The organism is Verrucomicrobia bacterium CG1_02_43_26, from assembly GCA_001872735.1.
Taxonomy (GTDB): domain Bacteria; phylum Verrucomicrobiota; class Verrucomicrobiia; order Opitutales; family CG1-02-43-26; genus CG1-02-43-26.
Genome location: MNWT01000019.1, coordinates 1 through 21,400, shown reverse-complemented (window position 1 = coordinate 21,400; position 21,400 = coordinate 1). Strand labels below are relative to the sequence as shown.

21 protein-coding genes and 1 pseudogene are annotated in these 21,400 nt (G+C 42.1%); 6 read left to right on the top strand and 16 right to left on the bottom strand.

From position 1 onward, the window contains the following. Positions 1-53: 53 nt before the first annotated feature. The 7 genes from AUJ82_06935 to AUJ82_06905 form a co-directional block, all read right to left on the bottom strand. Positions 54-986, bottom strand: coding sequence for a hypothetical protein (locus tag AUJ82_06935; GenBank protein ID OIO58997.1), 933 nt, complete (start codon positions 984-986; stop codon positions 54-56). A gap of 11 nt (positions 987-997) precedes the next feature. Further along, positions 998-2,242 carry a peptidase M48 gene (locus tag AUJ82_06930; protein OIO58996.1) on the bottom strand — a complete coding sequence of 415 codons (1,245 nt, stop codon included), beginning with the start codon at positions 2,240-2,242 and terminating at the stop codon, positions 998-1,000. A gap of 61 nt (positions 2,243-2,303) precedes the next feature. Next, a complete protein-coding gene (locus AUJ82_06925; protein ID OIO58995.1) occupies positions 2,304-3,155 on the bottom strand; it encodes a ribosomal RNA small subunit methyltransferase A in 852 nt (283 codons plus the stop codon). A 6-nt stretch (positions 3,156-3,161) separates the two neighbouring features. Further along, entirely contained in the window at positions 3,162-4,541 is a 1,380-nt protein-coding gene (locus AUJ82_06920; GenBank protein ID OIO58994.1) for a peptidase M20, read from the bottom strand. Between the two features lie 6 nt (positions 4,542-4,547). Then, entirely contained in the window at positions 4,548-6,095 is a 1,548-nt protein-coding gene (locus tag AUJ82_06915) for a bifunctional phosphoribosylaminoimidazolecarboxamide formyltransferase/IMP cyclohydrolase (protein ID OIO58993.1), read from the bottom strand. A gap of 97 nt (positions 6,096-6,192) precedes the next feature. Next, a complete protein-coding gene (locus AUJ82_06910; GenBank protein ID OIO58992.1) occupies positions 6,193-6,771 on the bottom strand; it encodes a hypothetical protein in 579 nt (192 codons plus the stop codon). 99 nt (positions 6,772-6,870) lie between these two features. After that, positions 6,871-7,917 (bottom strand): type I glyceraldehyde-3-phosphate dehydrogenase, encoded by a 1,047-nt coding sequence (locus tag AUJ82_06905; GenBank protein OIO58991.1) that lies wholly within the window; start codon positions 7,915-7,917, stop codon positions 6,871-6,873. Between the two features lie 605 nt (positions 7,918-8,522). On the opposite strand from AUJ82_06905, the gene AUJ82_06900 reads away from it, so the two are divergent. Together AUJ82_06900 and AUJ82_06895 are read left to right on the top strand one after the other, a co-directional pair. Then, on the top strand, positions 8,523-8,981 hold the full coding sequence (locus AUJ82_06900; GenBank protein ID OIO59059.1) for a hypothetical protein: 459 nt from the start codon (positions 8,523-8,525) through the stop codon (positions 8,979-8,981). A gap of 13 nt (positions 8,982-8,994) precedes the next feature. Then, entirely contained in the window at positions 8,995-11,805 is a 2,811-nt protein-coding gene (locus tag AUJ82_06895; protein ID OIO58990.1) for a hypothetical protein, read from the top strand. Here AUJ82_06895 and AUJ82_06890 read toward each other — a convergent pair. The 7 genes from AUJ82_06890 to AUJ82_06860 form a co-directional block, all read right to left on the bottom strand. Continuing rightward, complete coding sequence (locus tag AUJ82_06890; protein ID OIO58989.1) at positions 11,802-12,281, bottom strand: hypothetical protein; 480 nt, start codon at positions 12,279-12,281, stop codon at positions 11,802-11,804. The genes AUJ82_06895 and AUJ82_06890 overlap by 4 nt on opposite strands. Beyond that, positions 12,278-13,684 carry a chromosomal replication initiator DnaA gene (locus AUJ82_06885; protein OIO58988.1) on the bottom strand — a complete coding sequence of 469 codons (1,407 nt, stop codon included), beginning with the start codon at positions 13,682-13,684 and terminating at the stop codon, positions 12,278-12,280. The genes AUJ82_06890 and AUJ82_06885 overlap by 4 nt, the downstream gene beginning before the upstream one ends. Positions 13,685-13,705: 21 nt before the next feature. Beyond that, positions 13,706-13,945, bottom strand: a complete 240-nt coding sequence (locus AUJ82_06880) for a hypothetical protein (GenBank protein ID OIO58987.1) — start codon at positions 13,943-13,945, stop codon at positions 13,706-13,708. 299 nt (positions 13,946-14,244) lie between these two features. Then, positions 14,245-15,207 (bottom strand): HPr(Ser) kinase/phosphatase, encoded by a 963-nt coding sequence (locus AUJ82_06875; GenBank protein ID OIO58986.1) that lies wholly within the window; start codon positions 15,205-15,207, stop codon positions 14,245-14,247. A gap of 97 nt (positions 15,208-15,304) precedes the next feature. Then, a complete protein-coding gene (locus tag AUJ82_06870) occupies positions 15,305-16,024 on the bottom strand; it encodes an LPS export ABC transporter ATP-binding protein (GenBank protein ID OIO58985.1) in 720 nt (239 codons plus the stop codon). Positions 16,025-16,029: 5 nt separating this feature from the next. Beyond that, positions 16,030-16,557 carry a hypothetical protein gene (locus tag AUJ82_06865; protein ID OIO58984.1) on the bottom strand — a complete coding sequence of 176 codons (528 nt, stop codon included), beginning with the start codon at positions 16,555-16,557 and terminating at the stop codon, positions 16,030-16,032. A 4-nt stretch (positions 16,558-16,561) separates the two neighbouring features. Continuing rightward, positions 16,562-16,975 carry a hypothetical protein gene (locus tag AUJ82_06860; GenBank protein ID OIO58983.1) on the bottom strand — a complete coding sequence of 138 codons (414 nt, stop codon included), beginning with the start codon at positions 16,973-16,975 and terminating at the stop codon, positions 16,562-16,564. A 155-nt stretch (positions 16,976-17,130) separates the two neighbouring features. On the opposite strand from AUJ82_06860, the gene AUJ82_06855 reads away from it, so the two are divergent. The 4 genes from AUJ82_06855 to AUJ82_06840 are packed head-to-tail and all read left to right on the top strand — an operon-like array spanning position 17,131 to position 20,184. Next, positions 17,131-17,607 carry a transcriptional repressor gene (locus tag AUJ82_06855; protein OIO58982.1) on the top strand — a complete coding sequence of 159 codons (477 nt, stop codon included), beginning with the start codon at positions 17,131-17,133 and terminating at the stop codon, positions 17,605-17,607. Further along, complete coding sequence (locus AUJ82_06850; GenBank protein ID OIO58981.1) at positions 17,600-17,998, top strand: hypothetical protein; 399 nt, start codon at positions 17,600-17,602, stop codon at positions 17,996-17,998. Before AUJ82_06855 ends, AUJ82_06850 begins: the two co-directional genes overlap by 8 nt. Positions 17,999-18,000: 2 nt before the next feature. Further along, positions 18,001-18,981 (top strand): quinolinate synthase, encoded by a 981-nt coding sequence (locus AUJ82_06845; GenBank protein ID OIO58980.1) that lies wholly within the window; start codon positions 18,001-18,003, stop codon positions 18,979-18,981. Between the two features lie 6 nt (positions 18,982-18,987). Continuing rightward, positions 18,988-20,184 carry a hypothetical protein gene (locus tag AUJ82_06840; GenBank protein ID OIO58979.1) on the top strand — a complete coding sequence of 399 codons (1,197 nt, stop codon included), beginning with the start codon at positions 18,988-18,990 and terminating at the stop codon, positions 20,182-20,184. On the opposite strand, the gene AUJ82_06835 is transcribed toward AUJ82_06840, so the two are convergent. Together AUJ82_06835 and AUJ82_06830 are read right to left on the bottom strand one after the other, a co-directional pair. After that, entirely contained in the window at positions 20,149-21,033 is an 885-nt protein-coding gene (locus AUJ82_06835; GenBank protein OIO58978.1) for a hypothetical protein, read from the bottom strand. The two genes, AUJ82_06840 and AUJ82_06835, sit on opposite strands and share 36 nt — an antisense overlap. 173 nt (positions 21,034-21,206) lie before the next feature. After that, positions 21,207-21,400, bottom strand: a pseudogene (locus AUJ82_06830) (hypothetical protein).

Genomic DNA, 21,400 nt, shown 5'->3' with positions numbered 1-21,400 from the left:
CTTTTAATAAACTAAGACGCGTTCGTTTTGAGCGCGTCTTTTTTATTATCTATTTATTGAGCGGGCTGAGCTTGTGGAATATCCGGGAATTCGAGATCGACATAAAGCATGCGGTGATCGCTAGCGATTAAAGCATCCGGAGTATCTGCTATGTTAGCGGAAAGATTTGGTAGAAGCGTGTGTAATTCAGGGGAGACGAGCATAAAGTCTATCGTTTCGTAACGTGCTTCGCGGTCGTAGAAATATGTCCAAAGCTCGTTACGTGAGTCGCGTGCTATCAAGCGGTGCAGGTAAGGTTGATTTCCTATTTTTAAGAAACGCGTGAGGGCTTTGCTTTTTTTATGATCATTAAAATCTCCCAGAACCACAAACCTACCCTGCTCTAACTTAGGATAATGCTCTCGTATACGATTACGGATGGCGGCGGCCTCCTTTGCGCGAAATTTGTTATGCTGATGATCCTTATCATTTTTTTCCCAACGGCTTTTGAGGTGGAGAACGAAGAGCCCCCATTCCTGATCATTGTTATCCAAAAAAGTAACTTCCAAAAGACCCCTTTTTACTTCGGCCTCTTTGTTTTGATACTTAAAGTCGATATTTTGATGTTTGATAATGTGATTGAAAGGAATTTTAGACAAAACAGCAAGATAGCGGCCAGCAGGGTCTTCTTCCAAAACAGCATAATGCGGGTAATTGACCCCATCGATTTCAAGATCCTGTTGCAGTTCTAAGAGAAAGGATTTACTGCCCATTTCTTGAAGTGCGAGAACATCCGGGTTAACGCGTTTTATAATCGCCCTAAGAGCCGTTTTTTCAGCCTCCGGCTTCGGATAATCCTGACGGTACACCCCATCGACCATTCGGCTTGTTATCAAGTAGTTTTGAACATTGTAAGTAGCCAGGCGGACTGTTTCTGCAAAGAGCGTGTGTGCTTGAGGCAATAAGAACAGCAGGGAAATAACGAGGTGTTTGGGGTAATGTTTCATGGCAATAATCCTTATTCTGCTAAAAGCGCTTTCTCGCGTTCTATGAGTGTTGGGTGAGAATAATAAAACTTGCTGAAAAGTGGGTGCGGCGTGAGGTTACTGAGGTTTTCTGTATGCAGTTTGTGGAGACTGTTTACCATGTCATCTGCTCCTCCCATAATGTTTTTAGCAAACGCGTCCGCTTCGTACTCATGTTTACGAGACCACATGCTCATAAACGGTTTGAGCCAAAAGGTGAACAGGCCGCTCACCAAAGAGAATATAAGGAGAGCCGGGACGATACCGTTGCCTGCTTCAAAACCAAAGCTTTCGTAGAACCAGTTTTGCTGTACCAGAAACGCAATCAGCCCTAGTGTAATTAACAATGAGCTGGCAGATAAAACCAGCATCTTAGGAATGTGCCCCATTTTATAATGACCGATTTCGTGGGCTAAAACAGACTCGAGCTCAGAGATGGAAAGCTGCTTCATTAATGTATCAAACAAAACAATGTGACGGAAACGACCAAAGCCTGTGAAAAAAGCATTGGAATGGCCGGAACGCTTACTGCCGTCCATAACCTCGATAGTGGAAGCCTTAAAGCCAGCGCGGTCAGCTAAGTTCATAAGGCGCTCTCTAGTTTCTCCTTCCTCCAGCGGGGTGAGCTTATTAAATAAAGGCAAGATGAGCCTTGGGTATAGCAGAAGCATTAAAATCTGGAAAGCGAAGATGGCCAGAAAACCCCACAGCCACCAGGTTTGCGGGTAGCTTTGGAAGAACCGCAATAGAACCCAGATGATAGGAACGCCTAGGACATACGATAATGCAATTCCTTTGAACTTGTCTGTAATCCACAATTTTTTAGTAGATTTATTAAAGCCAAAACGCTCCTCGAGCTTGAATTGGTTATACCACTCAAACGGTAAGCTCGGTAAACTGAGGATTAAAAAAACCGTGATCAATGTGGCTGATTGCGCCCAAAGTGACATGCCAAATAGCCCGGAAACAGCATTATAGAGCACAGGTAAAATGCCAGAAAGGACAACAATGGCTAGGATAGCGGCATCATAGATCATTTCTTTTTGGCCGAAAGTGTTTTTGGCCAAGGTATACTCGATTGATTTGTCGTATTTTTTTTGGTCGATAAAGCTAGAAAACGTATCCGGCACTGGGCCCCTAGCCTTTCTGGCAGCGTTTGCATTTAGTTTTGCTAAAAAAAGCTCGGTACCGAGTTTAGCAACGAGTAAGGCGACAAATATCCACAAGACAGTATTCATAAAAAATAATGAGTTAAACCAATTACCCAGTGTACCCGTTAATCGCTTTTTGTAAACGGGATTATTTTTGGCAGAGGATTATATCCAACTGCTGCCAAGCTTTTATAGGAAGCGCTTCGGAACGAAGATTATCTGCTAAATTATTAGCTGCTAACCAATCCTGCCAATCCCTTAATTGAGGAACGTCCTTATGTTGACGGATAAGGGCACCGATTTGTTTTCTTCGTTGCGTGAAGAATGCTCGGATGAGTTGCTTTGTTTCCTTATGAAAAATAAACGGTTTTTCTTTTAACTTTAATGCCAGTAATACAGAACCGACATCCGGCTGGGGGTAGAAACATTTATGAGAGACCGGGTGGGTAGCAACAGGCTCATAAACAGTATTTAAAAAGATGGAGATAGCCCCCATGCTTTTTGTGCCTGGTTCCGCTGTAAAGCGATCTGCCGCTTCCTTTTGTAACATAACGACAATACACTGCGGCAAATTGGGTTCGGAAAGCACTTTCTCTAACCACGGTGTCGATATGGCGTAAGGCAAATTGGCTACGATTTTATAAAGTGCGGTTTCTTGTGGCAAGCTAGCCAATGGAGCCTTTAAAGCATCTTCGTGGATAAGTGACAAGGATTCCGGGTATTTTGGTAAAAGAGATTCCTCTAAATGATTGTAGAGCCTAGTATCATACTCAACTGCGTAAACACGAGCACCTTTATTTAATAAAGCACCTGTGAGGGTGCCGAGGCCAGGGCCAATTTCTACAACGCTATCGCCCTCGTGCACATCTGCTAGCGCCAGGGATTTTTGTACAATATTGGCATCTATGAGGAAATTTTGCCCTAATTTGCGCTTGGGAGTATGGCCAAGTTTTTTAAGCAGGCCTTGTGTGATGCTAGGAGAAAGGTAGCCCTCTGACATATGTGTTTATACTCCCGCTAACGAACAGAGAAATTTTTTGTAGACCTCTATGCCCTTTTTCATCATATCCAAGTGGAAACTTTCATTTGGTGCGTGGAGGTTATCCGAGGGCGTGTAGAGCCCTAGCATAATGGAATCTAGCCCTGTTGCCCACTTAAGCTTATGGATGATCGGCACACTGCCGCCTTCTCTTATATACAAAGGCTTTTTGCCAAACACTGCTTTAACGCTTTCATCAATGGCATCGAAGGCTTTCTCAAGAATTTTGGGTTGATCCTTAGGAGTATTGGGACGATGAGGTGGGACGACAAGATAAGGCGTGCCGCTGTGTTCCTTATGGCTTTCTCTGACCGTGACCCCTTTAGGGCAACGTTCTTTAATAGCATCCATAACAAGCTTTTTAATCTTATCAGGCTCTTGATTAGGCACAAGACGGCAAGTGATTTTTGCAAAAGCCTTTGATGGTATGACCGTCTTTGTGCCCTCCCCTTGGTAGCCACCGCCAATGCCATTTAATTCTAAAGTAGGCAAGAAACGGATTGCTTGGAGCGGGGTAAAGCCCTTTTGTTTATAAAGTGCGGGAACACCCAGAAAATCTTTAAGATCATCGTTTGTTGTCGGAAGTTTATCTAACTCCTCCTTTTCCCAAGGGAAGACCTCGAGGACATCATCATAAAAATCAGGGACATTAACGCGGCCATCCTTATCATGCAGCGAGGCGCAGATTTCCGTCAACGCTTGTATAGGGTTGTAAACCGCTCCTCCATAGGCACCCGAATGAAGATCCATATTGGGGCCGGTAACCTCTATTTCGAAAGCAACGATGCCACGTAGAGCCGTTGTTATGGCAACTTGTTCGGTGTCTGGGCTTGCGGTGTCTGACAAAATGATAAAATCCGCATCACTGAGGCGATCTTTGTATTTTTCTAAAAAGTCACCAAAACTTGGGCTGCCAATTTCCTCTTCACCCTCTACTAAGAAAGTAATATTGAGCGGGAAATCCTTATCCTTTTCCAAAAGCTCTGTGAGTGCAGCTAATTGAGCCACAAAAGGGCCTTTGTTATCCGCAGCACCCCTCCCGAATAAACGGTCTCCACGCACCTCTGGCTTAAACGGTTCAGATGCCCATAAGTCTAATGGATCTGCTGGCTGAACGTCATAATGATCATAAATTAAAACATGAGGCGCGTTTTCCTTTGTTGTTTTATGGGTAGCCAGGATGATGGGATGAAGCGGAGTTTCAATAATCTCAACCTCAAAATTCAAGTGCTGCAAATGTTTTGTGACAAACGCACGCGCGCCCTGCATGCCCTTCTTGTGATTAGAGTCAGTGGAAACGCTGGAATGCGAAACGTATTCTTTGAGAGCTTCTATAGGATCGAACATACTCTATTAATGACGGAAATGACGGTTGTTTGTAAATACCATAGCAATATTATTTTCATTAGCTGCTTGAACGACCTCTGGATCACGCACAGATCCACCCGGTTGAATGATGGCTGTTATGCCTGCTTCGGCAGCGATAATAATGGCATCAGCGAAAGGGAAAAAGGCATCGGAAGCCATGATAGCGTTTTTCAAGCTTAAGCCGGATTGCTTAGCCTTATCTATAGCTATATGGGTGCTATCGATACGAGACATTTGGCCTGCACCTATTCCTAGCGTTTGCTCCCCTTTTGCAAGCACGATTGCATTTGATTTTACATGTTTTACAACACGCCAGCCAAATAGCATAGCCTCCATTTCTTCTGCTGACGGTTTTCGCTCTGTTACAAAATTCCAATTTGAGGGATTTGTCCTTTTTTGGTCTCTATCCTGAAGTAAGACGCCTCCTAAAACGGAACGCGCCTCACGAAGCGTTTCCGAGCCCATTGCTGCCGTAGAAATCATGAGACGAAGGTTTTTCTTTTTAGAAAAAATATCCAATGCCTTATCCGTGAAACAAGGAGCAATTATGACCTCGCAAAACAAGTCTGCTATTTTACTAGCCAAAAGATCATCTATGGTGCGATTTGCCACAATGATGCCTCCGAAGGGAGATTGTCTATCCGTAGCAAGCGCATTTTCCCAAGCCAATTCGATGTTATCCGCGGTGGCGACCCCACACGGATTAGTATGTTTTAAGATGGCTATAGTTGCTTTTTCAAACTCACCGATCAGGTATGTTGCCGCTGTGATGTCTAAAATATTGTTATAACTAAGATCCTTACCCCGGAGTTGTTTAAAATAATCAAAGAAATGACCATACAAAGCAGCTTGCTGATGCGGGTTTTCACCGTACCGAAGCCGCTTAGCGATCGGGAGTTCTATTTGGTAAGTTTCTGTAAAGCCAGTGATGGAAGCTAAGTCTGGCTCATCTCCTTGGGTAGCAAGGTATTTAGCGATTGCTTGATCGTAGCGTGCGGTTTGCTGAAAAGCCTTGGTAGCGAGCTCCCATCTGAGCTGTTTGAGTTGCTCAGGATTATTCAGCTTGCTTAAAATGCGATCATAGTCGGCTGGGTCTGAAACCACGGTGACATCCCTGTAATTTTTGGCTGCCGATCGCAAGAGAGAAGGACCACCGATATCTATGTTTTCGATCGCTTTTTCTAAAGTACAGTCATGGGATTCGATCGTTTGCGTAAACGGGTATAGGTTGACGATTACAAGATCAATGAGGCGAATTCCACGGGCATCGGCTTGCTCAACGTGCTTGGGGTCGGAACGTTTGCAGAGAATTCCTCCGTGAATTTTAGGATGCAAAGTTTTAATACGGCCATCCATCATTTCTGGAAAGTTGGTGTAATCACTTACCTCTTCAACCACCAGACCAGCTTTTTTTAATACAGCAGCAGTATTTCCTGAAGCCATCAACTTGTAACCGTGATCATTTACCAAAGCTTGCGCAAATTGAGCAAGGCCAGTTTTATCACTCACTGATAAAAGCGCATAGTGTTCCATACAACCATGTATGCGCTAAATGGCCGTCTTCAGGCAAGGAAAATGTCAATTTCCGGTTTTTTAAAAGCGATATAAGAGCACTCTGGCTTATTGGAGTTTATTGTAGAAAGTTTGCTTCGGGAAAACTGAAAGTTATGACCACATCTCTACCCCAACGCTCTACTTTTGCAATGCCCTTTTTCCCATTATAATTGATTTCATAATTTAACGAACCCGAAGGCGGGATCGTTAATGTGGGTATGGTTAATGTACCCGAAAATTCTTTTTGAGGCTTTGCAGCAGTATAGCCTATCCATTCCGCAAAGCCCGTAACAGATATATCGTTTGTTTTATAAATAAGACCCGTAACGGACATGAGCACTGTAGGGTTATTTGCGGTTACTTGTATTGTGTTTTTGTCATCATCTATGGTTAGCGGTAGTTTTTCCCAATTCCCAGTAGCGTTGACATAGCCGAAAAAAGAGACCGTTTGGCTTCTGTTTACGCCATTAGACAAGCCGTTTAGAGTTAGCTTGAGTGGATTATTATTGTCCAAGGAGACACTCCAAATATGCCCGGCGTACTGGTTAGTGATTTCAACATAAATCTTTACGTATTCAACTCTATCCGCATAGCTCTTTGAAATGAGGGCAAAAACGAATAAAAAGGGGAACAAAAAGTAGAACGCCTTTCTCATGATTTAACCTACACCCATTGTTAGTAAAATGCAAAAAAATGGGCAAAACGATCATCGTTTTGCCCACTAGAAACATTTTTAAAATGTTATAATAATACCCTAAGCATTGGCATGCGCATGCTTGGGGAGCAATTTAGCTACCTTTTGGATAAGCTCTACGCAACGGTTGCTGTAGCCCCATTCATTGTCATACCAGCTAACGAGCTTAAAGAAGCGTTCATTGAGCTCTATACCAGAGCCGGCATCGAAAATAGATGAAGAAGAGTCGTGAATAAAATCAGACGAGACAACCTCATCCTCAGTATAACTCAAAAGACCCTTAAGGTTACCATTAGACGCTTCTTTCATCTTCTGGCAAATTTCTTTGTAGGAAGTCGGTTTGCTGGTGCGGACAGTTAAGTCTACGACGGATACTGTAGCGGTAGGAACTCTGAAAGACATACCAGTGAGTTTGCCCTTTAGCTCTGGAAGAACCAAGCCAACAGCCTTAGCGGCACCGGTTGAGGCTGGGATGATATTGATAGCCGCGCTACGACCACCCTTCCAGTCTTTATGAGACGGGCCATCAACCGTCTTCTGAGTTGCGGTATAGCTGTGGACAGTTGTCATAAGCCCCTCTTCGATGCCAAAATTTTCCAATAAGACTTTTGCTACAGGAGCTAAGCAATTAGTGGTGCATGAAGCGTTTGAGATAATATTATCCTCAGGTGTAATGCTCTCACAATTGACGCCGATGACGACTGTTTTAACATCACCCTTTCCAGGAGCAGAGATGATGACCTTTTTAGCGCCTGCGTTGATATGGCCTTGTGCCTTTTCAGCCTCAGTAAATAGGCCAGTACACTCCATGACAATGTCTACATCCAGCGCAGCCCACGGCATGGCAGACGGACCCTCTTTGATGGCGAGACATTGGATCGAATGATTATTGACTTTGATTGTGTGTTGATCAACGCACTCAACTGTTCCCTTAAAACGACCTTGCATGGAATCGTATTTGAGAAGATATGCTAAATTATCTGCCGGCACCAAGTCGTTGATAGCGACTACATTAATTTCCTTGCCGAGGAGGCCCTTATCTACGAGAGCGCGAAAGACCAAACGACCGATGCGACCAAAACCATTTATAGCTACTTTTACTGCCATATTTCTTGAGAGTTGAAGTTAAATTTCTAGTAATCAATACTGAAATACTTAACGGGTATTTGGCAAGCGTTATATATGAGTTTGATCAACTAAAGGGACTTAAAATTCGTTTGCCATATTGGCACATATACTGTTTATTGTAGGTGGTACCAAGCGCCTGTTATTTAACACAATGTATAGATATGCAAAATGATCGACCTTATATGCGCGGATCCGGAATGAATATTCGCCCCGGACAATTTTCGATGCTCACCTGGCTTATTATAATTAATATAGCTGTTTTCATCCTACAGAACCTGACAGAAGTGTGGTTTGGTTCGCGAGTTATGAGCCATTATGGAGCACTATCAATAGTAAATCTACTTCACGGTTATGTGTGGACGTTAGTGACCTACTCTTTCCTCCACGCCAGCTTACTACATATACTATTTAATATGCTTATTCTCTTTTTTGTTGGCCGCATTGTGCAGCAACAGTTTGGGGAGAAGCGCTTATTACAGCTTTACTTGGTTTCCGCTATTCTAGGGGGATTATTCTGGTTGGCCATGAATATGGGACGATCTGATCTATTACTAGGAGCCTCTGCGGCTGGATTTGGTATACTGATCTATTTTTGTTTACAGTACCCCAACCAACAAATCACCGTTTTGCTCTTTTTTGTTATACCAGTAACGATTAAGCCAAAATGGTTAGCCTGGGGGTTACTTTGCCTAGAGTTGTTTTCCTTCTTCTTTTATGAGCTACCTGGGAAGACGGTTATGGCTAGCTCGGCACACTTAGGAGGCATGCTTGGTGGCTTTCTTATCTTTCGCTTAACAGGGAGTACATTTGCCCATTTTAAACGAAAAGGAACAAACCCTAAGCTCAAGGAATGGATTAAGAAAAGTAGCCCCCACAAAGTAGCGGATGTTAAGTTTAAACTAAACGTAAAAGACCGCGACCATGTACGCGCGGAAGTGGATCGTATTTTGGATAAAATCAATTCAGTTGGTTTTGGTGCCTTAACCGCTGATGAAAAAAAGACACTTGATGATGCTAAAGAATGGCTAAATAACAAACCTTGATTGTTCCTGCCCCTTGGAGAAACCCCTATCACAAGTTTTAAAAGAAGAACTTTCTAATAAGGAAGACAATATCCTTTTAGGAGAAGCGGCTTGCAAACGCATAGATCGTTTAGCAAACGCGAGTCCCTATTACAAGAAGCTGTTGTTAACATTTCCTGAGTATTGGGCATGGTTAGAGAAACCCGTGAATCTGGAAAATTTTCGTCATAAAGCCTACCAAGAAATCTGGCAGAACGAGTTTGCGCCGAAGGAAGCAAGTTTAGAAGTTGTTACGGAAAAGATGCTACAATTTCGAAAAAAGATGCTCCTTCGAATCGCATTTTTAATTGTAAATCGTTTAGCGAAAAACGAAGAATTATTTAAGGAGCTTACATTGCTTGCGGAATTTTGCGTACAAACCCTTTTATCTCAAATAATCACACTTTGGGAAAGGCGGCTGGGGGTTCCCTGGCTTGAAAACACTCACACGAAAGCTCGTTTTTGTGTATTAGGATTAGGAAAATTAGGAGGCAAAGAATTGAATTTTTTTTCCGATCTTGATCTCATTTATATTTATGAAGGCAATGGGTACTGCTGGAGAGATGCAGAAGAAACCCACACCAGTAATCGCGAATTTTTTACCCATGTTTGCCAGGACTTAACCAAGTACTTATCCTACAGAAACGGTGATTCTATTCTGTATAATATTGACCTTCGGTTACGCCCAGATGGGGCACACGGCTCCATTGCCCAGACATTAACGGCGATTGAAAATTATTACAGTGAGCGCGGCCAGACCTGGGAACAGCTTGCGTTGATGAAAGCTAGGCCGATTGCTGGCGATAAACACCTTGGAGAAGAATTATTAGAAAATCTAAATACATTTCGCTACCCGAGATCTCCTTCTGTACATGTATTGCAAGAGGTAGCCAGCGTTAAATCCAGGATTGAGAAGGAAGTTGTCGGCCAAGATAATTTGCAACGGGATATCAAAAGTGGATATGGCGGTATACGCGAAATTGAATTCATCCTGCAGGGCTTACAGCTATTAAATGCTGGGAAAAACCCTTTTCTGCAAAATGCCTCGAGTTACGAATGCCTGGGGCTTTTAACACGTTATAGACTCTTGCAACCGGATGAAAGTACTCTTCTTTACCAATCCTATACATTCCTGAGGGAGGTGGAGAATTATTTACAATTGCGAGAGGAAAAACAAACGCACGTATTGCCACATGCCGCTACAGAACTACAAACTTTAGGGGAGAATTTGGGCTACGATTCTGTCGATAACTTTTTGGCGAAAATGAATCATGTTCGCCAAGAAATCCATGATCTTTACGAGCAATTTTTTCCAAAGAGCGAATTGGATACGATCATTCAAGATTGGTTTTCATTTCTGTGCGGGGAAGTACCGTCACCTTATATAGAGGAAAGCTTGACGCATTGGTTTAAGTCAGACACACAGATTCATAAAAGATTACGCGACTTTGTTCTAGGGTTTGATCAACATACCTTGAGCAAAAACCATGTTCAGCTGTTTGTACAGTTAACCGAACATTTTGATTATGTTTTTTCATCGCTCGAGGATCCCCTGGCGATATTAGATAAAATAGGAGTCTTTGCTGCGCGTTATGGAGCGCGTACCCAGTTTCTACAGACCTGTTCCCAGAACCCAAACTTTTTCAGAGCCTTGGCTATGCTATTCGGAAGAAGCGATTTTATTTATAGACTTCTGTGCCAGCATCCAGAAATCATTGAAGAGCTCCTACAAATTACGCCAAAGCGTGAAAAGAGTATTGCAGACATCATTAGAGAACTGGAGCTCTTGCCTCAAAACGAAGATTTCCAAAAATACCTATGGCTGTATGTGAAAGCCGAGCAAGTTCGTGTGGCTATTGGAGAGCTTCTGCTCAACTATACTTTTTCTGAGACGACACATCAGCTGACTCTATTGGCGGAGGCAGTTTTACAATTTACGTTGGTTAAATTTGGCTTATCAAATGATATCGGGATTGTTGCGTTAGGGAAACTCGGCGGAAGTGCCATTACCTTTGGTTCGGATTTAGACTTGTTGTTGATTGCTCGTACCCTGCCTTCTGCTGAAATTGGTGCCCAACTATTAGAATGGGAAAAATGTGTTCATTACAGCACCCCACTCGGCCGAACCTTCGAAATCGATTTTCGTTTGCGTCCTTACGGCCAAGATGGACCAATGATTATAACACTGGATGCCTTTAAGGATTACCACAAAACAAAAGCTCGATTTTGGGAAAAGCAAATTTTGACAAAAGCACGTTTTGTTGCCGGAAGTAACACAATAGGGAGTGATTTTTTACAAATTGTTCATGATATTCTCTATACTACTCCTATCTCAAGTGAAGATCTTGAGGAAATCTCCAAGATGTTGGAGAAAATCAGAGAAGAAAAATCCTCAGTGCTTGCTTGCAATATTAAAAGAGAAGCTGGAGGGCTTATGGAAATAGAATTTTTAGCTCAATCCATTCAGCTCGTTTACGGCTACAAACATAAAGCCATAAGATCAAAGGAGACAGCCCAGGTCTTTAAACACGCTGCCAATTTAAATTTAATAACACCTGAGCAAGGCCACCTTCTTTTAGAGAACTATGACTATTTAAGTAAATTGGAAAATTGTATTCGCAGAAATGAATTTAAAGGAATCGTTAGTTTACCGGAATCCCTAGATCAACAATCAAACCTAGCCTACAGCTTGGGCTATAGCAGTTTTGAGGAGTTTTCCATCGAATACAAACAACGTCTCTCGGAAACAAGAGCTATGATTGAAACGATTTTTAGCGACCTTAATGGCAAGCTCACTAAAGCTTAGAAGCCCATTTTTTCCAATTCCGCCTGAATAAGCTGCTGGAAATGGTTGATATCACTTTGGTGTGGTTCATAACCGGTGTATGGTGGAATTAACCCCAGTCGGCCTAATTCATCCAACTGCCAAGTACAGGTATTGCCATCGGTAAAGGTTACTGCACCACTCAAAATAGTGCCTGGGCGTTGAACATCATCTACTGTAATTTCTACACCGCCACTGACATCCATAGATTCTTCTTTAGAAACACCCGGAAAAGGAATCGGTGTATGCCCAGAATGATCCTCTACATCCTCTGCGCGAACACTTTTATGCGCATGGTCTTCGAGATTCAGGTCTAAATCATCGATAATAAACCTAACATCCATATGTGTAAGCGATATTTCCCAATTTTTATGAATGAGGTTTTGGATAGAAGAAACATCATTCCCTTCTTTTACCCATTCAACGATCTGTTGCTTTTGTTTTTTCGTTAGGTTCATGAGGCATGCAGGCTAGTCAATTGGCCCTGTAAGTAGTCCAGATTTCTTTTAACTGACTCATCTTGCTCTATCATGTTCTCTACTGTTTTGCAAGCGTGAATGACTGTGCCGTGATCTCGACCGCCAAAACGCTCACCTATTTCTTGAAAAGATTTACGAGTGAGAAGTCTACTCAGGTACATGGCGATTTGCCGTGGAAAGGCAATGTTAGCCGGCCTTTTCTTACTGAGCATGTCTGCTTGGCGAATGTGGTAATAATCACATACCTTTTTCTGAATACCTTCCACTGTGATCTGGCATTTAGCCTCTTCTCTTAAAATATCCTGTAATAAACGCTCTACGGTAGAGACCTCTATTTTACCACGGTTAATCGCTAAATAGCTAGCAACTCTTGTCAAAGCACCTTCTAAACGCCTGACGTTACGGGAAACTCGTTCTGCTAAAAACTCAAGGACCTTTTGGGGGATATCCAGGGCCATAGCCGCAGACTTTTTGGAAAGAATCGCCACGCGTGTTTCAAGATCAGGTGCTTGAATATCTGTTACAAGACCCCATTGAAAACGTGATAAAAGGCGACTTTCCAATTTTGCGATTTCGGCAGCTGGACGGTCACTTGCTAAAAAGATCTGTTTGCCGGATTCAAATAACTCATTAAACGTATGAAAAAACTCCTCCTGTATACGTTCCTTACCGGACAGGAAATGAATATCGTCAATTAGCAAGATATCTACGTTACGATAACGCTTACGAAAAGCAACCAGGGTATTTTCCTGAATAGCGTGGATAAACTCATTTGTGAATTTTTCCGTAGAGATATAGACAACATTAGCATCCGGCTTATTTTTGAGCACCTGGTGAGCGACAGCATGCATTAAGTGAGTTTTGCCTAGACCAGTATTCCCGTATAGAAACAAGGGATTATAGGCTTGTGCCGGGGCGTTGGCAACTGCGATACACGCTGCGTGGGCTAATTGGCTACCCGGGCCTACTACAAAGTTTTCAAAGGTGTTTTTAGGATTTAGCTTAAACTTGCCATTAGGATTATTGATTTTGGCAGGTTTTGCATAGGTTTCTTTGTCAAATTCAGGATGACGCTTTGCCGATTTCTTTTCCGCAATTGCATTTTGTTCATCTAAATCTTGTGGATTGACTTTCAACACAACGTTAATAGGTCTACCTAAAGCCATATGAAAACGCTTTTTGATCAAATCCATATAGTTGTCCTCTATCCATATGGCAGCAAAGTCGTTAGCAACGGTCAACGTGATGGATTCCTCCGTTTCCTCGCACAGTTCCATGGGATCAAACCACGTCTTAAATACTTCTTGTGGAAATAGGCCTCGAAAATCGTTTTTTACGATAGACCAAATATCCGTATCAACATCTTTAGTTTCGCTCAGCATAGTCAAAAAAAGTAATCTTATTCACAATGGTTTCGGGGTCAAAGGATTAATGAAAAGAGCTTCGTTAATAGTCCGTAGTACGGACGATTTTCTTTGTAAAGTATTCTTGGGTAGATGCCTTCCGTGCAAAGGGGTGAGGTTTTTGTGTATTTCTAAGTTATTGTCTGTTAACGGGATAGGGCTTTTATTTTCATTTTTGCCAGCAAGGATAGAGGAGCTGACGTGGTTATTAAAAGAAAATGTATCCTTGGATTGATTCATGGAGGCAAAGCATAACCGAAAGATCCCCCTTCCATGCAAGCGCAAGTTTCTAACAAGTTATTCACAAGTTCTTCCGAATAACTTTTTATAAATTTTGATTGCCAGGCGGGGCTAATTTTTTCTCATCCCTAACTACCCTGTCTGTAGGTAATTTATAAAACTGGATTTTGCATCGAGAGTTTTTTTATGTGAAACGGAATGGTTTTAGTGCGTTTATTTTATACGTCCAAAAGTAAATTTAAGAAATTTACTTCATAATTTTTTTCAAAAAAAACGGCTTTGGGTTTACTAGATGGACGTTACTTCGAGTGATTCATATTTTGAATCAATTTATCATTGAAATTAGCTGCGGAATCGTGGCCCATGATCTTTAAAGCATGTACCATGGTTGCTACTTCTACTAACCGAGCCATGTCCCTCCCCGGGCGAACCGGTATCTCCACACGCGGCACTTCAATACCCAAGATGGTAGCTGTTTTTTGGTCTAAGCCAGTGCGTTCTTCAACCATTCCAGGAGTCCATTCAACAAAATTAATGACAATATCGATACGTTTTTCTAAACGCACAGCACGTATGCCAAATAACTCTACGATGTTGATAATACCAATTCCTCTAGACTCCATGTACCCTCGACTCAGGGGAGAGCATGTGCCCAAGAGTTCCATTTCACCTACTAGTCTTACATGAATTAAGTCATCTGCTACTAAACTATGCCCGCGGTTAATCAATGCCAACGCGCATTCACTTTTACCAATACCGCTCTTGCCCTGAATCAGTGCGCCTATACCCTTAACGTCTAGTAATGTACCATGAATCGTTGTTCTAGGTGCCATCTTTTCCTCCAGAAGCACGGTGGCTTCTGCAGTGAAGTCCTTAGATTTCATTTTTGTACGGAAAAGCGGGATATCAAACTTTTCAGACACTTTGATCATGGCTTTTGTCGGAACAAGATTTCTGGAAACGATCATGCAGGGAATTTTCTTCCGTGCGATCTCCGTCAGCACATGTTCTTGCATAACTTCGCCCATATCCTTCAAGAAACCCATTTCGCCTGCACCCAGTAATTGTAGACGCTTGTGGGCAAAATACTTCATATAGCCCGTTAACGCCAATGCCGGGCGATTGATACTTTTTTCACGAATCATTTTTGTTAAATCCGTACGGGGAAGCACCAGTTCTAGCTGCAGCTTTTTCTTAAATGTCTCGTAAAATTCCTTTACGGATATTTTTTCAATTTTGGTAACAAGTTGTCTAACGGTCATATAGCAGCCATATTCTAAACACGTTAGTTAGGAAAAGGCCAGAAATTTTGTTTAGTGGGTTGTTTCTAGGGGTAACAAAAGCGTATTGGCTTTTTTATTACAAATTAAAATGGTCACCCAAGTAAAAGCGACGGCTTTTCTCATCATTTACCAAAAACGTGCTATCACCCTCGCAGAGCACGCGACCTTCATGGATTAGGTATGCGCGGTCTACTATTTTAAGCGTCTCACGCACATTATGATCGGTAATTAATATACCAATCCCTTTTCCTTTTAGTTTCAAAATAATTTCTTGGACATCGGCAACGTTAATAGGGTCCACGCCACTGAAGGGCTCATCCATGAGGAGGTATTTCGGCTTTTTGACAAGTGCGCGGGATATTTCAAGCCGTCTGCGTTCTCCCCCGCTCAATGTATAAGCTTTTTGATCTGCTAGGGAGGTTAAATGAAGCTCTTCTAGGCACTCCTCCACAACGGCTTTTTGTTCCTTTTTGCTGACATTCAGGGTTTCGGCTACAGCTTGGAGATTTTGCTTTACCGTTAACTTTCTAAAAACAGAAGGTTCTTGGGGCAGATAACCAATTCCCATCCTCGCTCTTTTATGCATGGGCTTTTCGGTAAGCGCGTTATCATCTAGAAAAACTTCGCCGGATGTAACGGGCACAAGGCCAACGATCATGTAAAAGCTCGTGGTCTTACCGGCACCGTTTGGCCCGAGCAAACCGATTATCTCCCCTTCTTCGACACCGATGCTGATATCAGAGACAACCTGTTTTTTGCCGTATTTTTTTACAAGATTTTTAGATCTCAAGCCCATTGCTATTAACTATTCTCCTTAGTATCTGTATCTGCAAAAGAAAGCTCAGGTAAAGCTCCTAATGTAATTTTAGGGCGTTGTTTTGTTCCGGGTTCCCCTTCAACATAAGCTTTTTTGTCGTTTTTGTACAAGACCATTCTGTAGCCCTCTACTACGCCATCTGGGCCTGTTACCTTAGGGGAGTCTGTCAGTATAATTTTACCTTCTTTAGGGAAAATCTCCGCATGTCCAGCTTCGGCAACTTTGTCATCTTGTTTAATATGTACATTGCCATCGGCAATCACCAAATCCACTGAACCGATATCAGCCAATTCTTTTGAAGGGCTTTGGCCTGTTTTAGCCGAAAAGACTTCTAGCTTGTCGCAGGTAACGCGTAGGTTCTCTGAGTTCACTTCAACGTTATCCTGAAAAAGGAAAACATTATTCTCCTCTTGAGCTGCGAATTCTAGGCGATCACTGGTGATGACGGTTTGATCTTCACCATGTAATACTGGGGAAATCAAAAAGAGACTTATCGAAATGAGCTTGCGCATAAAATTAATCTTTTGCTAACGAGACGAGCCGCTGGTTAAAGGTTACTCGGGCATCCTTTTTAATAGCTATCTTTTTGTTTAAGCCGTTCCACTGCCAGCCTTTGCCGATGATATTAAAGTTTTTACCGGAAACGAAGATGAGGTCGTCCCCGAATGCTTTATTTTCCTTTGGCTTGAGGGTAGCCTGTAGGCTTTCTATTGTCGTATCCAGTTCACAGCCTTCGTTGCCGCTATAGATTTTTAGGAACATGCCGTGGATGTCTATATGGTTTTCGTCCTTAAAAAAGCCTTCTTTGCCACGCAGATCCCAGGTCTTGTAGCCATCTTTGCCAAACATAGGGAGCTGGAAATCGATCACCGGAGCCGGCGTTTCCATTTTGGTCGTCTTTGCGAAAAGCCCAGTGGATATGCAAATCATAGCGAGCGTAGTTATATACTTTGCCTTTATCATGGGAGTGTGCTTCAAATTATCGACAATCTAGTAGAAAAAACAAGCCCTAATCGAATAGCAAACGTTGACATTATGGTAAATCAGTATCATTTTAGTCTCATTAAGCGGTATTGAATATTTTGATGAACAACCCTACGATATTAGAAGCAGATGAGTCTCTCTTCAGGGAGTTCTTGGCAAGCAAGGGCTTACGGATTACGAGCCAGCGAATTGCTGTCTTTCTGGCATCAGTGAAACAGGAAAAACACTTTACTGCTGAAGAATTACTTGCCCAAGCGAGGAGCCTCGATAATACAGTTTCTAGGGCAACGGTTTACCGCACGTTACCGCTATTAATTGAAAATGCGGTTATCCGTGAGATTGATATAGGCAAGGACTATAAATATTACGTTGCTAACCACAAAAGTAAAACTTTCCAGACCCAGATTGTCTGTAGTGACTGTGAGCGTATATTTGAGATAGATGCTCCTTTTATGGAGTGGTATGGCAAGGCTGTTTCCGATAAATTAAAGATGGGTATGGAGTCTCAGCGGCTTCAAATCACCGCGCATTGTTTAGAAAAGCAGAAAAATGGCCTTTGCGCCAAAAAGCATGGATAATAAGACCGACAACGCCTTTTTTATACAATTTTACGAAGCTATTCTCGCTAAGTTGCCTGAGGATACGACTGTCATCGAACTTTTAGGGCACCTGTATACGAGGGTGGGTCGAATTGATGATGGTTTGGCGATGGATAAAAAACTAGTCCACCTGGATCCCAAAAATGCAATGGCTCATTACAACCTGGCTTGTAGTTATGCTTTGAAAAGTAACAAAAAGCTGGCGGTAGAGTATCTTTATAAAGCATTTTCTCTTGGTTATGATGATCTAAATTGGCTGTTGAATGATTCTGATCTGGCCAATTTGCACAATTATCCTCAATATATCGAGTTTGTTAAACAAATATCGGCTCAAGCGTCCACGGATGGCTTTCAAAAAAAGAAAAACTAAACATGTTCAAGAAGACTTTCGAACCCTTGGTGTTTAAACCGGAAAAGGTAGACTCAAAAACGTTTACAAAGGAACAGGAGGAAATTCTTGCTCTAAAAAAAGATCTAAACGCGGTTATCCTGGCTCATAATTACCAAATTCCGGCCATACAAGAGGTAGCAGACTTTGTGGGGGATTCTTTAGGCCTAGCTTACAAAGCAGCGGAAACAGACGCAGATGTGATCGTATTTTGCGGCGTGCACTTCATGGCTGAAACCGCCAAGATTATTAATCCAAATAAACAAGTCCTATTACCGGATTTAGAGGCTGGGTGCTCTTTGTCTGAATCTTGCCCAGCAGAAAAGCTAGCGGCTTATAAAGAAAAACACCCGGAGTTGTACGTAGTTGCTTATATTAATTGCTCCGCCGGAGTAAAGGCCTTAAGTGATCTTATTTGCACGAGTGGCAATGCGGTCGAGTTAGTTAAAAAAGTTCCAGCTGATAGGGAAATTCTTTTTGTCCCGGATCAAAATTTAGGCCAATGGGTTTCTAAAAAAGCAGGTCGCCCTATGCATTTATGGCCAGGCAGTTGTTACGCCCATATTCAATTTACCGCGCGTTCGTTAGAGAAAGTACGAACGCTCTACCCGAATGCTCCGCTGGTAGCGCATCCGGAATGCTTGGAAGCCGTGCGAGATATGGCGGATGAGGTCTGTAGTACCGAGAAAATGGTCAGCTTTTGTAAAAACAATAAAGCAGATACTTTTATTATCGTAACTGAATCAGGTATGATTACTCGCCTAAGAAGGGAGATCCCGGATAAGACATTTGTTGCGGGTCCCACAGAGCATTGTGCTTGCAGTGAGTGTAAATACATGAAAATGAATACCGTAGAAAAGCTTTTAGCTTGCATGAAAAATCGCAGTCCTGAAATTGTCCTTCCCGAGGATATCCGCGAAAAGGCTTTAGTGCCGATTCAACGTATGCTGGAGTGGTCTCGCTAGACAGCAATGTATTCTCACTCTGAAAAAGCCAGGGTAACCTACAAATACGACTGTATTCGCGGGGCCTTTGAGGGTGTCATTTTCTCGGGGCTTATGACCTTTGGTTTGTTGATTGCTATTAGAGAATTTGGCGCACCGGCTTGGATAAAGTCATTTTTGTCGATTAACGGTGGTCGCTTGATCACTCCCCTATTCCTGATTTTAGGGTATCGTTCTTGTCTGGCAGCTTCTCGCGTCTGCTCTTTGGTATTATTAGCAACGGCACTCTTTTTGTTTTTAGTACCGTTTTCGCATAGCCTATGGTTCTATGCGATTTGTGTGTTTATGGCCTACATTTTCTTTGCGCAGCCCCCGCCGATGATGATCCAGGTGTACTCGCAAAACTACACACCGAAGGAGCGAGGCAGCAGAGTCTCCAGCATATTTGTGCTCTCGACTACCTTTGGAGCCATTTTTGCCGACTTTGGTGGCAAACTGTTGGATGCTGATTTCAGTAACTTTCGCATCCTGTTTATCATTATGGCCATTTGCGGGCTGATTGCTTCTTGGTCCTTGAATAAAATTCCCTCCGAGCCTTTGGTTAAAACAGAGACCGATGACAGTAATTTCTGGCGTAATCTAAAACTCGCCTGGAAGGATAAACTTTTTGGATGGTTACTTCTGGCATTTATTCTCCTAACCTTAGGTAACTCTATTGCCATGCCGGTAAGAATTGAATACTTGGCACAGGAGAAATATGGCATAGATGCCTCTAATGAAATTATCGCACTTTTGGTCTATGGGGTACCCGCCATTCTGATTATTTTAACGATCAAACTGTGGGGGTTCATCTTCGATTACCTTAGATTTGTCACCACGCGCATCCTTTCTAATATCTGTTTTATCGCCAGCTTTATCATGTTCTTCTCAACAGAGGACATTTACTGGCTGGTAGTTGCTTCTATATTAAATGGCATTGGTGTAGCGGGGCATATTGTCATGTGGCACCTATGGGTAACAAAAATAGCACCCAAGCATAAAGTAGCGGCCTATATGACGGTTCACACTTCGCTGAGCGGCTTTAAGGGAATCCTAGCACCCTTTATTGGTTACTATTTATTGCATATAACGACGCCGCTTGTTGTCAGCTACATATGTGTCGCCTTATTTGCGCTTTCATGTCTTATGTTAGCCTGCGTTTGGAACCAAGAACGCATTCGGTAGCAAACGTGAAAAGGGGACATTTTTAAAATTAAGACATTCCTTTATCTGCCTCCAAATCCGATTTTCAATAGAATTGTAATTATTGGACCATGGTATTGTATAGTTTTCCTCATAATAAACCATGTGATCTATGGCATCAGAACTCATGTCCTTAACAAAATTCGGGTCATACCCATGAACATAAACTGCTTCAACGTGTTTGTCGGTAGTCAGGCCTTCAACCTCCTTAACCGTTAGATTGAGGTACTTAATCGCGTCTTTTTGAACGTTATCTAATCCTTGTGTTTCCGTATCAAAGCAGTTTTCGATTAGTTTTTCCACTTCAGTTATATCATTCTTGAAATTTGGATCTTTAAAACTTTTATACATCAGCTTGTTGATGTAGTTTTCCTCCAGCCTGCTGTTTGCAAAAGCTTTCAATTCTTCAATTATATACACATTTCTCAGTTTTAGGTGGATTTTTCTGAGGCCGTAAAAGGTTTTATTGACCAGCATGAGATTGCAGATATCTTTAGGTTCCAGAAAATCTACTAGATTCAAAAGAACTTCCAAGCGGATAGTGTTTTCTTGGCAAATGTAGTTACTCTTCTTGCGAATTTCAAGCACGTCTTCCTTAGTGATCGGCTGATTGCTATTGATCAAGCGATTGGCTAACGGGCTATCCAGGAAAAAATCAGGGTAATTAGCCAATAGCCACTCTTGTTTTTCTTTTGAGTAGTCTTTTAAATCATCTTCTGTAGGACCATTATAAGCATTTATCCCAAGGATTGAAGATCGACTACTTTCTAATATGGGTTGTGTATCAAGTTTTTTATAATTTGTTATACCAATAGTAACTTTATTATTCATATATTTTGTTTTTGAAATTTAAATTTTATTGGATTATAGAATAATAACATAAAATTGTCAATAAATTATGTTTTTTATGTAAATTTAAAACAAAACTTAATGGGTCAAGACAACTGGTAATGCTTACGACTCGAATGATTTAAGGGAAAGGTTATACTCGTAAATGAAGATCTTCAGGCAGATTTCGTGCATATGTTGAGTTTTTGAGAATGAAAGCGTTTTGCGAACAAATCGACCCAGACGTTGTCTAAGCGTATTATTCCAACGCTCAATGTGAGCTGTTTGACCACTTTCTTTACCCACGCTTTTGTGGGTTTGATTGCTGAACACTTCTCTATAGCTATTCCAGTAATCACTGAAGCTATGG